The organism is Pseudomonas sp. HR1 (assembly GCF_030175875.1).
Taxonomy (GTDB): domain Bacteria; phylum Pseudomonadota; class Gammaproteobacteria; order Pseudomonadales; family Pseudomonadaceae; genus Chryseomonas; species Chryseomonas oryzihabitans.
Map to the genome: position 1 here is coordinate 1 of NZ_JASNRF010000003.1, position 12,216 is coordinate 12,216.

At 65.3% G+C, this 12,216-nt stretch carries 15 protein-coding genes; 13 read left to right on the forward strand and 2 right to left on the reverse strand.

Annotation, left to right across the window (positions count from 1 at the left end; translation table 11 throughout):
• Nucleotides 1–133 precede the first annotated feature (133 nt).
• The 5 genes from birA (at nt 134) to QKY98_RS11475 (ending at nt 3,875) form a co-directional block, all read left to right on the forward strand.
• Nucleotides 134–1,078: a bifunctional biotin--[acetyl-CoA-carboxylase] ligase/biotin operon repressor BirA gene (birA, locus tag QKY98_RS11455; RefSeq protein ID WP_027601356.1), complete on the forward strand. Its 945-nt coding sequence runs from the start codon at nt 134–136 to the stop codon at nt 1,076–1,078.
• Nucleotides 1,068–1,820 (forward strand): type III pantothenate kinase, encoded by a 753-nt coding sequence (locus tag QKY98_RS11460; RefSeq protein ID WP_027599087.1) that lies wholly within the window; start codon nt 1,068–1,070, stop codon nt 1,818–1,820. Before birA ends, QKY98_RS11460 begins: the two co-directional genes overlap by 11 nt.
• Nucleotides 1,817–1,996 carry a hypothetical protein gene (locus tag QKY98_RS11465; RefSeq protein WP_037006863.1) on the forward strand — a complete coding sequence of 60 codons (180 nt, stop codon included), beginning with the start codon at nt 1,817–1,819 and terminating at the stop codon, nt 1,994–1,996. The genes QKY98_RS11460 and QKY98_RS11465 overlap by 4 nt, the downstream gene beginning before the upstream one ends.
• A 28-nt stretch (nt 1,997–2,024) precedes the next feature.
• Entirely contained in the window at nt 2,025–2,483 is a 459-nt protein-coding gene (locus QKY98_RS11470; protein WP_007162609.1) for a DUF3301 domain-containing protein, read from the forward strand.
• A gap of 99 nt (nt 2,484–2,582) precedes the next feature.
• Entirely contained in the window at nt 2,583–3,875 is a 1,293-nt protein-coding gene (locus QKY98_RS11475) for an MFS transporter (protein WP_027601354.1), read from the forward strand.
• Between the two features lie 42 nt (nt 3,876–3,917).
• On the opposite strand, the gene QKY98_RS11480 is transcribed toward QKY98_RS11475, so the two are convergent.
• Together QKY98_RS11480 and QKY98_RS11485 are read right to left on the reverse strand one after the other, a co-directional pair.
• Complete coding sequence (locus tag QKY98_RS11480) at nt 3,918–4,382, reverse strand: hypothetical protein (RefSeq protein ID WP_042138274.1); 465 nt, start codon at nt 4,380–4,382, stop codon at nt 3,918–3,920.
• Between the two features lie 119 nt (nt 4,383–4,501).
• Nucleotides 4,502–5,437 (reverse strand): alpha/beta hydrolase, encoded by a 936-nt coding sequence (locus QKY98_RS11485; RefSeq protein WP_145249756.1) that lies wholly within the window; start codon nt 5,435–5,437, stop codon nt 4,502–4,504.
• A gap of 123 nt (nt 5,438–5,560) precedes the next feature.
• On the opposite strand from QKY98_RS11485, the gene QKY98_RS11490 reads away from it, so the two are divergent.
• The 8 genes from QKY98_RS11490 (at nt 5,561) to QKY98_RS11525 (ending at nt 12,210) form a co-directional block, all read left to right on the forward strand.
• Nucleotides 5,561–6,079, forward strand: a complete 519-nt coding sequence (locus QKY98_RS11490; RefSeq protein ID WP_007162605.1) for a hypothetical protein — start codon at nt 5,561–5,563, stop codon at nt 6,077–6,079.
• Entirely contained in the window at nt 6,076–6,474 is a 399-nt protein-coding gene (locus tag QKY98_RS11495) for a DUF3140 domain-containing protein (RefSeq protein WP_007162604.1), read from the forward strand. Before QKY98_RS11490 ends, QKY98_RS11495 begins: the two co-directional genes overlap by 4 nt.
• Nucleotides 6,475–6,618: 144 nt before the next feature.
• The gene (locus tag QKY98_RS11500; protein ID WP_027601352.1) at nt 6,619–7,509 is read left to right on the forward strand and encodes an EamA family transporter; all 891 of its coding nucleotides are present in this window, start codon (nt 6,619–6,621) and stop codon (nt 7,507–7,509) included.
• 57 nt (nt 7,510–7,566) lie between these two features.
• Nucleotides 7,567–8,346: a DeoR/GlpR family DNA-binding transcription regulator gene (locus tag QKY98_RS11505; RefSeq protein WP_027599082.1), complete on the forward strand. Its 780-nt coding sequence runs from the start codon at nt 7,567–7,569 to the stop codon at nt 8,344–8,346.
• 21 nt (nt 8,347–8,367) lie between these two features.
• Nucleotides 8,368–9,501, forward strand: coding sequence for an MFS transporter (locus QKY98_RS11510; RefSeq protein WP_042138267.1), 1,134 nt, complete (start codon nt 8,368–8,370; stop codon nt 9,499–9,501).
• Between the two features lie 67 nt (nt 9,502–9,568).
• Nucleotides 9,569–11,617, forward strand: coding sequence for an AsmA family protein (locus QKY98_RS11515; RefSeq protein WP_284670952.1), 2,049 nt, complete (start codon nt 9,569–9,571; stop codon nt 11,615–11,617).
• Between the two features lie 138 nt (nt 11,618–11,755).
• On the forward strand, nt 11,756–11,992 hold the full coding sequence (locus tag QKY98_RS11520) for a hypothetical protein (protein WP_007162599.1): 237 nt from the start codon (nt 11,756–11,758) through the stop codon (nt 11,990–11,992).
• Nucleotides 11,989–12,210 carry a YgdI/YgdR family lipoprotein gene (locus tag QKY98_RS11525; RefSeq protein ID WP_284670953.1) on the forward strand — a complete coding sequence of 74 codons (222 nt, stop codon included), beginning with the start codon at nt 11,989–11,991 and terminating at the stop codon, nt 12,208–12,210. Before QKY98_RS11520 ends, QKY98_RS11525 begins: the two co-directional genes overlap by 4 nt.
• Nucleotides 12,211–12,216 lie beyond the last annotated feature (6 nt).

Genomic DNA, 12,216 nt, shown 5'->3' on the forward strand with positions numbered 1-12,216 from the left:
CGCCGATGGTAGTGTGGGGCTTCCCCATGTGAGAGTAGGTCATCGTCAAGCGCCTAACACCCAGCACCCCCGCTCAGTTCACTCTGGCGGGGGTGTTGTCTTTGGGGCGGAAGAAAGTCGAACGGAGTTCGGGATGCCGTTGCTGAAACTGCTGAGTGATGGAAAATTTCATTCCGGCGTCGAGCTTGGTGAAGCCTTGGGCGTCTCCAGAAGTGCCATCTGGAAGCGGCTGAAGACGCTGGAAGATGACCTGGGCGTCGAGGTGTTCAAGGTTCCGGGACGGGGTTACCGCCTGGAGGAGCCCCTGTCGCTGCTCGATGCAGAGCGGATCGCGCAGGAGGGCGGTTGGCCGGTAACGGTCCTGGCCTCCATAGACTCCACCAATGCCGAGGCGCAACGCCGTCTGCCGCAGCAGCAACCGCCATTCGCCTTGCTGGCCGAGCATCAGCAGGCCGGTCGTGGTCGTCGTGGCCGCGCCTGGGTCAGCCCCTATGGCAAGAATCTCTATCTCACCGCCGTGGTCTCCAGCCCGGGCGGGATCCAGAAACTGCAGGCCCTGAGCCTGACCATGGGCCTGGCGGTGATCCGTACCCTGCAACAGCTGGGCGTCGAGGACGCCTGCCTGAAGTGGCCCAACGACGTCCTGGTCCGCGGGCGCAAGCTGGCCGGCATCCTCATCGAGTTGTCGGGTGATCCGCAGGACGTCTGCCAGGCCATCATCGGTATCGGCATCAACGTCAACATGCGCCTCGCCGACAACATCGATCAGCCATGGATCTCCATGGCCGAGGCCTTGGGCGGTCTGCAGGACCGCAACCAGGTCGCCAGCCTGCTGCTCCGGGAAATCGACAGTCTGTGGCAGATTCATCGCCGGTCCGGATTCGCCGCCCTGCGCAGCGAGTGGGAGCGTTATCATGGCTGGCAAGGTCGAGCGGTAACCCTTTCTTCGGGGGTTCGCTGTATCCAGGGCACAGTGGCAGGAGTTGCCGAAGATGGGGCTATTCTCATGCATGTAGACGGTCAGACGCAGGCATTCAGCGGTGGCGAATTGAGCCTGAGCCTAGATCATGATTCTTGAACTCGATTGCGGTAACAGCCTCATCAAGTGGCGCCTGCTCGCGGCCGGTGCCGAGGTGGTGGATACCGGCATCGTCGACAGCGACGATGCCCTGATCGCGGCGCTTTCCCAGTCGGACAGTCCTGCCCTGGCGGCCTGCCGGCTGGTCAGCGTGCGCAGCGACGAAGAGACCCAGCAGCTCAAGGAGCGGCTCACCGCCACCTTTGGCATCGCCTGTCACCAGGCCCTGCCGGTCGAGGTGTGGAATGGCGTGCGCAATGGCTATCGTGACCATCAGCGTCTGGGCATGGATCGCTGGCTGGTGATCCTGGCCGCGGTGCAGTTGGCCGAGGGCAAGGCCTGCGTGGTCCTGGACCTGGGGACGGCGGTCACCGCGGATCTGGTCGATGCCCAGGGCGAGCATCAGGGAGGGTTCATCTGTCCGGGGATTCCGTTGATGCGTCGGGAACTGCAGACCCATACCCGTCGGATCCGCTACGATCCACATTGGGCCAGTGGTGAACGCTACGAGGCGCCGGGACGCACGACCATCGAGGCCGTGGAGCGTGGGTGTCTGTACATGCTCAAGGGTTTCGTCCGTACCCAATACGAACTGGCTCAGGAAATGTTCGCCGAAGGTTGCGAGATCTTTCTGACCGGGGGTGACGCGGAACTGGTCAAACATGTCGTTCCGGGCGCGCGGATCGTGCCCGATATGGTGTTTGCTGGATTGGCTTTGGCGTGTCCGCTCGAGAACGAATGATGCGTTGGTTGTTTCTGCTATTGGTGGTACTGAACGTTTTCTACTACATATGGCACCAACAGCAGGTGCCGTTGCTGGGTAAGGAAATCGCCCCTCTGGCGCTGTACAAAGGCGAGCGTGAGAACATTCGCCTGTTGAACGAGACGGCATCTGGTGACGCTGCGCGGCGTCAGTGACGGCGGTACCCTTCGATGAGGAGCGAAGATGCTGACGCTAGGTAATCTCTGCCTGTTGCTGGGCGCGGTCGGCATTGGTCTGTGGTTCTGGCATGCCCATGGCATTCGCGAGCGCGCGCTGCTGCTGGCCGAGCAGGAGTGTCGCCGCCGCAAGGTGCTGCTGCTCGATGGCGCCGTGGCTTTCTCGCGCTTTCGCTGGCTGGCCGATGCCCAAGGACGCAAGCGCCTGGCGCGACTGTTTTCCTTCGAATTCACCGTGACGGGAGAGGAGCGGCTCGACGCCTCTCTGGCGCTGTTCGGCAAGACCCTGGCCAAGGTCGAATTCGCCCCCTTCGTGGTACCCGAGGTCGAACGCCCGACGGCCGATTCGGTAGTGGCTTCGGCGCCTGCCTATCAGGCCAAGCCCGAGCATGGCCAGGTGGTCTATCTGGACCAGTGGCGGCAGCGCCAGCGTACCGAGACCAATCGGCGGCAAGAGCCGGAGTAGTCCGGCATACCTGCTTTCGACAGCTTTCCCTTCCCCCATCCCGACGCTCAGCACCGCTGCTCCGCTCCGGCTTTTTCGTTTCTCTTCATGTGATCCCTGATGTTCAGCCCTCTCGTTACCTTTCCTGCGCTCTATTTCGCCACCCTCCTGATGCTGGCCGGCTCCGGTCTCTTCACCACCTATATCGGTCTGCGACTGACCGAGCAGGGGGCGGGGGACCTGTGGACCGGCGCCCTGATGGCGGCCTATTACTTCGGGCTGGTGTGCGGCGGCAAGTTCGGCCATCGACTGATCGCCAGTGTCGGCCATATCCGCTCCTATGTGGCCTGCGCCGGTGCGGCAACGGTCACCGTGCTCATCCATGCCCTGATCGATGACCTGAACGTCTGGATCGCGCTCAGATTCGTCATGGGCGTGGTGATGATGAATCAGTACATGGTGATCGAGAGCTGGCTCAACGAGCAGGCGGAAAATCACCAGCGTGGCAAGGTGTTCGCCGGCTACATGGTGGCGGTGGACCTGGGGCTGGTGATCGGCCAGGCGCTGCTGGCCTGGCATCCGCAACTCGACTACAAGCCGCTGCTGCTGGTGGCCATCTGCTTCGCCTCCTGCCTGATTCCCCTGGCCATGACCCGGCGGGTGCACCCGGCCAAGCTGGTGGCGGCACCGCTGGAGATCCGTTTCTTCTGGCAGCGGGTGCCCCAGTCGCTGGTGACCATCTTTACCGCGGGGCTGCTGGTGGGGGGCTTCTATGGCCTGGCGCCGGTGTTCGCCAGTCGCAGTGGCCTGGATACGGCGCAATCGAGCTTCTATGTGGGGCTGTGCATTGTCGCGGGGTTCTGCGCCCAGTGGCCGCTGGGCTGGCTGTCGGATCGCCTCGATCGCTGCAAGCTGATCCGCGCCAATGCGGTGTTGCTGTGCCTGGCGGCGGTACCGCTGTGGGGACTGATCACCTTGCCCTATCCCTGGCTGCTGGCCGCGGGCTTCGTCTCGGGCATGCTGCTGTTTACCCTCTATCCGCTGGCGACGGCCTTTGCCAACGACCATGTCGAACCCGAGCGGCGCGTGGAGTTGTCGGCGATGCTGCTGACCACCTATGGCGTGGGTGCCTGTATCGGACCGCTGCTGGCCGGTGCGGCCATGGAGCATTTCGGCCCGGGCACCTTCTATGTGCTGACCTCGGCCTATGCGGTGATTTTGATCGTCTTCGTGCAGCCCCGCTTCGTCAGTGGCGAACACCGGCTGGACGAGGCGCCGCTGCATCACGTGGCCATGCCGGATACGGTGAGTCCGATGGCGGCGGCACTGGATCCGCGCATCGACGAGGTGCCGCAGGAGCTGGTGGTGGAGGCGCCGGCCAGTATCGGGCCGGGTGGCGAGAAGAGCCACTGAGCGAGCCCGGCGCAAGGCCGGGCAGGAAGGGACGGCTAGGGCTCAGGCCTGGCGGGTCTGGCCGGCCTTGATCAGGCGGTCGAGGGTCTGGGCCGAACCGTTTTCGGCCAGGGCGTCATCCTGCAGGCGATGCTGCTGACGGTCGATCAGCCGACCCATGGGACGCTGGCTGGATTCTTCGGCCACCGTATCGTCACCGAGGCGCTGCTGCTGGTCTTCGATTACCTGGCCCAGGGGGCGCAGGCTGGATTCCTCGGCGATCCGGCGTTCCTGCACCTGGCGTTGCTGCTGCTTGATGACTTCACCCAGGGGACGCAGGCTGGATTCTTCGGCCAGGGTGCGCTGCTGCAGGCGCTGCTGCTGTTGCTTGATCAGCTGGCCCAGCGGGCGCTGGCTGGATTCCTCGGCGACCTGGGTGGCGGCGCTGGGGGTGAAGGCGAAGTCCTGGGCGAAGGTGTTCAGGGCCAGGGCGGTCAGGGCGAAACCGAAGGCGATACGCAGGTTCATGATGGTGTCCTCTGGGAAACTGTGCTGGAGTGAGTTCAGTATCCCGAGCAGGACCGCTCGAAAAAAATAGACTGGCGACATAGTGACTATCAGCGCCGTCGATGCCTTTCAGAAAGTCTCTAGCCTCCCGTCGATGATTGCTCCTTTTCCGCTTCACTCAGGTGCGCGCCGCCGAACAGCTCGCGCAAGGCGGCGGCATAGTCGCGCGTGCCTATCACCATGCTGTTGGAGTGGGTCCCGCCGGGGATCAGCAGCAGGCGCTTGGGCGGCCGGGCCGCCGCATAGAGGGCTTCGCTGAAGCGGGGAGGGACATAGCGATCGTCGCTGCCGTGGACGATGAGCACCGGGATATGGATGTCCGGGATCTTGTCCAGGGAATCGAATTTCTCCGACATCAGCCAGCGCAGGGGAAAGCGGGTATCGACCACCGCCGAGGCGGCATCGGCCAGGGTGGTGAAGGTGGATTCGATGATCAGACCGGCCGCGGCGGGGTAGTCGCCGGTGGGATCCCCGTCGCGGGCGATGCGCCAGGCCAGGTCCACCGCCACGGCGCCGCCCAGTGAGTGGCCATAGATGTATCTCTTGCGGGGATCGGGCTGCAGGCTCTGCAGGTGCTTCCAGGCGACCCGGGCGTCCTGGTAGACGCTGCGTTCGGAGGGCACGTCGCCAGGACTTTCGCCAAAGCCGCGATAGTCGATGGCCAGCACCGAATAGCCGAGTTGCCGAAGGGTGGCGATGCGCCGGACCTGGGCGGTGAGATTCCAGCGGGTGCCGTGCAGATAGAGCAGGGCGGGGGCGTCCGGACGGCGGGCGGGCCACCACCAGGCGTGCAGGTAGTCGGTGCCGGTCAGGCCGTCCGGCACCGGCAGGTTGAACTGGCGGACGCCTTCCGGCACGCCGGTGAACCAGCTGGCATTGCCCGGCTCGATGCTGAACACCCACTGGCGTTCGCGATAGGCCAGTTCCGAGCAGCCATAGGGGACCCCGACCCCGACCAGCAGGGTGACGAAGAGCAGCGGGATCAGGCGACGGCGGAGCAGGGTGACGAGGGACATGACTTTCTCTGAATACCGGAAGACGCAGGGTAGGGGCATTCGTCGCCTGGCGCGAACCCCCGTTTCGGTTGGACAGTCATCCTAGAGACAGCGACTGCAGTGATCCCCAACCTGAGGTGAGCCATGAGTGCGACGGCCAAGAAGAGCGATCCCGAACTCTGGGAAAAGGTGAAGAAAGAGATTACCGAGGGCGACAAGGGCGGCAAGCCCGGTCAGTGGTCGGCGCGCAAGGCGCAGCTGGCCTCCCAGGAGTACCAGAAGCGCGGTGGTGAATACCAGGGCGGCAAGGGCAAGGACAATCATCTGCAGCAGTGGACCGACGAGAAGTGGGACACCCGCTCCGGCAAGAAATCCGAGGAGACCGGCGAGCGCTATCTGCCGGAAAAGGCCCGGGACTCCCTGAGCAAGGAAGAGTACCAGCGCACCACCGCCAAGAAGCGCCGTGACACGCGCCGCGGCAAGCAGCATTCCAAGCAGCCGGCCGATGTGGCGCGCAAGACGGCGGCGGCGCGTGAGTCGGGCCTGGCCGGTCTGACCAAGGACGAGCTGATGAAGCGTGCGGCGCGCCGCGAGGTGCGGGGCCGGTCGCGCATGAAGAAAGACGAACTGGTGAAGGCGTTGCAAAAGGCAGGTGAAAAATGAGCACCAAGAAGGCTTCCAACGACGACAAGAAAGACGACAAGAAAGAGGTCCGCAGCGAGTTCAAGCAGGTGGTCAACATGACCCCGAGTCAGCTGCGCAAATGGCTCAGTGGTGACACCAGCAAGGGCGTGGGCATGACCAAGGGTGGCAAGAAGGTCAAGGCCGCCAACGACGGCAAGGCGGTCGGTCATGCCATGGGTGAGCGCATCCTCGAGCTCAAGGGCAAGCGCCAGGCCGAGCTGGAAGACGACGACTACAAGGCCATGCGCAAGGTCATCGGCTATGTGCATCGCCACCTCAAGCAGCGACCGGACGGCGACATCGAAGACTCGCGCTGGCGCAAGTCGCTGATGAACTGGGGCCATGACCCCCTGCGTGACAAGCGCAGCGCCTGATCCCGACGAACCGCAGCCCAGGCTGCGGTTTTTCTTTTCATGCAGAGTGACTGGCCGAATTTGTGTGCAACTGTGACGCCGCAGCGCGGGCGCAAAGGAGTAGGGTAGCCGCCTAACTATCTGAATGCGTTCAAGGAGTTGTCGATGGCACCCCGGGATCTGTTGCTGGCACTGGTCGTCATTCTGGCCTGGGGGGTGAACTTCGTCGTCATCAAGCTCGGCCTGCATGGCGTGCCGCCCATGCTGCTGGGCACCCTGAGATTCTGTCTGGCGGCCTTTCCGGCCATCCTCTTCGTGCGGCGTCCCCAGGTGTCCTGGCGACTGCTGCTGGCCTACGGCCTGACCATTTCCCTGGGTCAATTCGCCTTCCTGTTCTCGGCCATGTACGTGGGCATGCCGGCGGGGCTGGCCTCGCTGGTCTTGCAGGCCCAGGCCTTCTTCACCCTGGCATTCGCGGCGACCTTTCTCGGTGAGAAGGTGCGCCGGGCGAGCCTGGTCGGGCTGCTGGTGGCGGCGCTGGGCCTGCTGCTGATCGGTACCGAGCATGGCGTCACCATGACCCTGGCCGGCTTCCTGCTGACCCTGGCAGCGGCGGCCATGTGGGGACTGGGCAATATCGTCACCAAGAAGATCGGCAAGGTGGACATGCTCGGCCTGGTGGTCTGGGGCAGCCTGATTCCGCCCATTCCCTTTTTCGTCCTGTCGCTGCTACTGGAAGGTCCCGAGCAGATCGCCACGGCGCTGACCTCACTGTCGGCCGGTTCGATCTTCGCCATCGTCTACCTGGCCTTTATCGCCACCCTGGTCGGCTACGGCATCTGGAGTCGGCTGCTGTCACGCTATCCGGCCGGCCAGGTGGCGCCCTTTTCCCTGCTGGTGCCGGTGGTGGGGCTGACCTCGGCCGCCGTGTTGCTCGGTGAGCAGATGACCCTCCAGCAGGAAGTGGGTGGCGTGGCGGTCATGCTCGGCCTGCTGATCAACGTCTTTGGCGGCCGCTGGCTGGATGCCAGGAGCAAGATGTCATCCAGTGCATGATGTTGCACGTTCGTAAATGATTGTGCATGATCTGCTGATCTTCCTGGAGTATCAGCCATGACTGCCATTCACCTTCCCGAAGAACGCCAGGCCGCGATCCTGGCCCTGCTGCGCGAACAGGGCCGGGTCCTGTCCGCCGAATTGGCCGCGACCTGGGGCATTTCCGAAGACAGCGTGCGTCGCGACCTGCGTGAGCTGGCCCGCCAGGGGCTGTGCCGCCGGGTGTATGGCGGGGCGCTCTCGCTGCTGACGCCACCGGAGGCGCTGCCGGCGCGTATCGGCCAGGACGAGGCGGCCAAGCAGGCGCTGGGCCTGGCCGCGGCCAGGCTGGTGCAGCGCGGGCAACTGCTGTTGCTGGATGCCGGCTCGACCAATCTGGCCATCGCCCAGGCGCTGCCCACGGATCTCGACCTGACCGTGGCCACCAATGCGCCGGTGATCGCCGCGGCGCTGCTGCAGCGCCCGGGCATCCGGGTGCTGATGATCGGCGGCCTGGCCGCGCCGGAATCGGGCGCCTGCCTGGGCGCCCGGGCGCTGCGCGATCTGCGCGGCGTGCGCGCCGATCTGGCCTTTCTCGGGACCTGCGCCCTGGCGGTGGAAACCGGGGTGACCGGCTTCGACCTGGAAGAAGCCGAATTCAAGGTGGCCGTGGCCGAGCAGAGCGGTCAGGTCGCCGTCGCGGTGACCGCCGAAAAGCTCGACAGCGTGGCCTTCTATCACGTGCTCCGCCTCGATCAGCTGAACCACCTGGTGCTGGAACCTGGGCTGAGCGAGGAGCGTCTGCAACCCTATCGTGACGCCGGGCTGCAATTGCATTCGCTCGCCAGCGATCGCTAGCCCGCTCACCCAAGGATCGCCATGACTTCCGCCGTCTTGCATCGCCAGCGTCGCGCCACCTTTACCGTCTTTCTCGCCAACGGCTGCGGGATCGGCGGCTGGGCGGCGGCCATTCCCGAACTCAAGCGCGATCTGCTGCTGGGCGACGGCCAGCTGAGTCTGGTGCTGCTGGCGGTCGCCCTCGGCGCCTTGCTGACCATGCCCTTCGCCGGGGTGCTGGTGCCGCGCCTGGGAGGGACCGGCCGCCTGACCCGCCTGAGCATCCTGACCTTCGTGCTGGTGCTGAGCGGGCCCGGGGTGGCGCCTTCGCTGGGCTGGCTGCTGCCCTGCGCGCTATTGCTCGGCGCCTGCAACGGATTGATCGACGTGGCCATGAACGCCCATGCCAGCGATGTCGAAAGCCGCTGGAATGGTCCGCTAATGTCGTCCTTTCATGCTGCCTTCAGCCTGGGTGGCTTTCTCGGCGCCGGCCTGGGGGCCCTGGTGCTGCACCTGGGCGCCTCGGCGCTGGCGGTACTGCTGGCCGCCGCCCTGGTGGCGCTGGTGCTGGCCCTGCCCGCCGCCCTGGCCCTGGACGAAGGCGATCGCAGTCCGGTCAGTCATGCCCTGCGCCTGCCGGATCGGCGAGTGCTGGCACTGGGGCTGATCGCGCTGGGCTGCCTGATGCTGGAAGGCGCCATGACCGACTGGAGCGCCGTCTACCTAGGCCAGGTGGGCGGGGCGAGTCCGGTGGTGGCCACCCTGGGCTATGCGGCCTTTTCGCTGACCATGCTGGTGGGCCGGCTGTTCGGCGACGGCATCCGCGGCCGCTTCGGCGGTCCTCGGGTGATCGTAGGCGGTGCCCTGCTGGCGACCCTGGGCCTGGCTCTGGCGGTCCTCCTGCCGGCGCCCGGGACCGCGATCCTCGGCTTCGCGCTGGTCGGCCTGGGCCTGTCCAATGTGGTACCGGCGGCCTTCAGCGCCGCCGGCCAGGTGGCCGAGACACCGGCTGCCGGCATCGCCATGACCGCCACGGCCGGCTATCTCGGCTTTCTGCTCGGTCCGCCGCTGATCGGCGCCGTGGCGGGGCAGGTGGGCCTGCGCGGCAGCCTGCTGCTGCTGACCCTGATCGGGGTGGCGGTGGCGCTGCTGGCACTGCGTCAGCGCAAGACATGATGTCTATCCAGGGAACCCCGCTGCGCTGAGCAGACCCAAGAGGGAACGGAAATCCAAGGAGGCGGCCATGACGCGCCCACGCAAGATCCTCGCCTGGCTGCTGGGAATCATCCTGCTGCTGCTCGTAGTGCTGGTGGTGGTGCTCGCCACCTTCGACTGGAATCGGCTCAAGCCGACCATAAACGAGCAGGTGTCGAGCGCCTTGCACCGCCCCTTCGCCATCGAGGGCAACCTGGGCGTGGTCTGGCACCGCGAGCCGGATCAGGGCGGCTGGCGCGCCTGGATTCCCTGGCCGCACATCGCCGCCGAAGACCTGACCCTGGGCAATCCGGACTGGGCCAAGGAAAAGACCTTCGTTCACCTCGACCGGGTTCAGCTGCGGATCTCGCCGCTGGCGCTGTTGGCCAAGCAGATCTATATCCCGCGCATCGACCTCACGGGGCCGGTGGTCAATGCCCAGCGGCTGGCCGATGGCCGCAACAGCTGGACCTTCGAGACCGCCGAGAAGGACCCCAAGGCCGAACCCTCGGCCTGGACCGTGGACATCGGCACCATCGGCTTCGACGCCGGCCAGGTCGGCTTCGACGATGCCCAGACCGCCACTCGGCTGCGCGCGCGGATCACCTCCCTGGACGCCCCCATCGCCTATGCCGACCTGGTGGGCAAACAGGGCACCTCGCGCCAGCGCTCCCACGTCAAGCAGACCCAGCCCTTCCAGTTCGCCCTGGCGGTGGAAGGCAGCTACAAGCAGGTGCCGGTCAGTGGCCGTGGCCAGATCGGTGGACTGCTGGCGCTGCAGGACGCCGATGTGCCTTTTCCCATCCAGCTCGATGCCCGCGCCGGCGAAACCCGCGTCCAGGTCTTTGGCACCCTGACCGATCCGCGGCGCCTGGGCGCCCTGGATCTGCACCTGGTGCTGGAAGGCAAGAGCCTGGCGCAGCTCTATCCGCTGACCGGGGTCACCCTGCCGGAGACGGCGCCCTATGCCACCGACGGCCATCTCACGGTCAAGCTCAACGATCCGGCGGGCGCCCGCTTCAGCTACGAAGATTTCAATGGCCGGGTCGGCAAGAGCGACCTGCACGGCGAGGTGCTGTTCACCGGCGGCAAGCCACGGCCCAAGCTCAGTGGCACCCTGCGCTCCGATCAGCTGCTGTTCGAGGACCTGGCGCCGCTGATCGGCGCCGATACCAAGGAGCAGCAGGTGGCCAAGGGCGAGACCAGCAAGCAGCCGGCGGACAAGGCCCTGCCGGTCTCCGAATTCCGCACCGAGCGCTGGCGCGCCATGGATGCGGACGTGCGTTTCACCGGCAAGCGCATCGTGCAGAACGCGCAGCTGCCGATCACCGATCTCAACACCCACGTGCGCCTGACCGATGGCGTGCTGCTGCTCGACCCCCTGCGCTTTGGCGTGGCTGGGGGTGATCTGAACACCACGGTGCGCCTGGAAGGTGACAAGACGCCCCTGCAAGGGCGGGTCGATCTGCATGTGCGCCGGGTCAAGTTGAACCAGCTGTTCCCCACCGTGGAGACCATGAAGCGCAGCATGGGCGAACTCAATGGCGATGCCACCCTGAGTGGCACTGGCAACTCGGTGGCGGCGTTACTTGGCACCAGCAACGGCGAACTCAAGCTGCTGATGAACGACGGCCGCATCAGCCGGAGCCTGATGGAGCTCGCCGGACTCAACGTCGGCAACTATCTGGTCGATCGGCTGTTCGGCGATGACGAGGTGGAGATCAATTGCGCGGTCGCCGATCTCGATTTCAAGAAGGGCCTGGTGCAGCCCCAGGTCTTCGTGCTCGACACCGAGAACGCCCTAATCAACATCACCGGCACCATCAACCTGGCGAGCGAACGACTGGATCTCACCGTCGATCCCCACAGCAAGGGCCTGCGCATCTTCTCGCTGCGCTCGCCGCTCTATGTGCGTGGCACCCTGAAGAATCCATCGCCAGGGGTGAAGGCGCTGCCGCTGGCGGCCCGCGGCGCGGTGGCGGCACTGCTCGCCACCTTCGCGGCGCCGGCCGCTGGCCTGCTGGCACTGGTGGCGCCGAGCAACGAGCAGGGCGCCCAGTGCAGCACCCTGTTGCAGCAGATGCGCGCAGGGCGTTGAACTCTTGCGCTAGAGCGGGTTCGCGGTACTTGACAGACGACCGTTCGGCGGCGTCTGACGGGCGGAAAAGAACCGCTCTGGTTGCCCGGGCTCTATAGAAATAACCCGAGTCGGGCAGCCTTTTCGCGGAGACCCCTCATGCGTGACGACACCGATAGCCAATACGAAATCCACTACAAGTTGCTGGGCGAAAGCTATACCGACCGTATCAGCAATCTCGACGTACCCATCACCGACGTGGTCCGCGAACTGGCCTGCCGGCACCTGGATGCGATCAACGACGAGCGCTTCCACCTGGCCGATATCGAGTCCGGTCAGGCGCTGGTGGCGCTGCACGATGTGTCCATCCATCGCGTCTCGCCGGAAGCGCCATGAAGCGCCTGCTAAGCGGTGGATTGCTGGCCCTGACCCTGCTGGGGCTGACGGCCTGTTCCACCGAGACGGTGGTGACCCTGCAGGACGGTACCCAGTACATCACCGAAGATCGTCCCAACACCAAGACGGCCGACGGCTTCTATGAATTCACCGACGTGGCGGGTCGTCATGTACGGGTGAAGGCAGCCGACGTGGCCACCATCAAGGCGGAAGAATAGCCAGGA

Coding starts and splice junctions, on each gene's coding strand:
- birA (WP_027601356.1), top strand. CDS start 134: ATGCCGTTGCTGAAACTGCTGAGTGATGGAAAATTTCATTCCGGCGTC.
- QKY98_RS11460 (WP_027599087.1), top strand. CDS start 1,068: ATGATTCTTGAACTCGATTGCGGTAACAGCCTCATCAAGTGGCGCCTG.
- QKY98_RS11465 (WP_037006863.1), top strand. CDS start 1,817: ATGATGCGTTGGTTGTTTCTGCTATTGGTGGTACTGAACGTTTTCTAC.
- QKY98_RS11470 (WP_007162609.1), top strand. CDS start 2,025: ATGCTGACGCTAGGTAATCTCTGCCTGTTGCTGGGCGCGGTCGGCATT.
- QKY98_RS11475 (WP_027601354.1), top strand. CDS start 2,583: ATGTTCAGCCCTCTCGTTACCTTTCCTGCGCTCTATTTCGCCACCCTC.
- QKY98_RS11480 (WP_042138274.1), bottom strand. CDS start 4,382: ATGAACCTGCGTATCGCCTTCGGTTTCGCCCTGACCGCCCTGGCCCTG.
- QKY98_RS11485 (WP_145249756.1), bottom strand. CDS start 5,437: ATGTCCCTCGTCACCCTGCTCCGCCGTCGCCTGATCCCGCTGCTCTTC.
- QKY98_RS11490 (WP_007162605.1), top strand. CDS start 5,561: ATGAGTGCGACGGCCAAGAAGAGCGATCCCGAACTCTGGGAAAAGGTG.
- QKY98_RS11495 (WP_007162604.1), top strand. CDS start 6,076: ATGAGCACCAAGAAGGCTTCCAACGACGACAAGAAAGACGACAAGAAA.
- QKY98_RS11500 (WP_027601352.1), top strand. CDS start 6,619: ATGGCACCCCGGGATCTGTTGCTGGCACTGGTCGTCATTCTGGCCTGG.
- QKY98_RS11505 (WP_027599082.1), top strand. CDS start 7,567: ATGACTGCCATTCACCTTCCCGAAGAACGCCAGGCCGCGATCCTGGCC.
- QKY98_RS11510 (WP_042138267.1), top strand. CDS start 8,368: ATGACTTCCGCCGTCTTGCATCGCCAGCGTCGCGCCACCTTTACCGTC.
- QKY98_RS11515 (WP_284670952.1), top strand. CDS start 9,569: ATGACGCGCCCACGCAAGATCCTCGCCTGGCTGCTGGGAATCATCCTG.
- QKY98_RS11520 (WP_007162599.1), top strand. CDS start 11,756: ATGCGTGACGACACCGATAGCCAATACGAAATCCACTACAAGTTGCTG.
- QKY98_RS11525 (WP_284670953.1), top strand. CDS start 11,989: ATGAAGCGCCTGCTAAGCGGTGGATTGCTGGCCCTGACCCTGCTGGGG.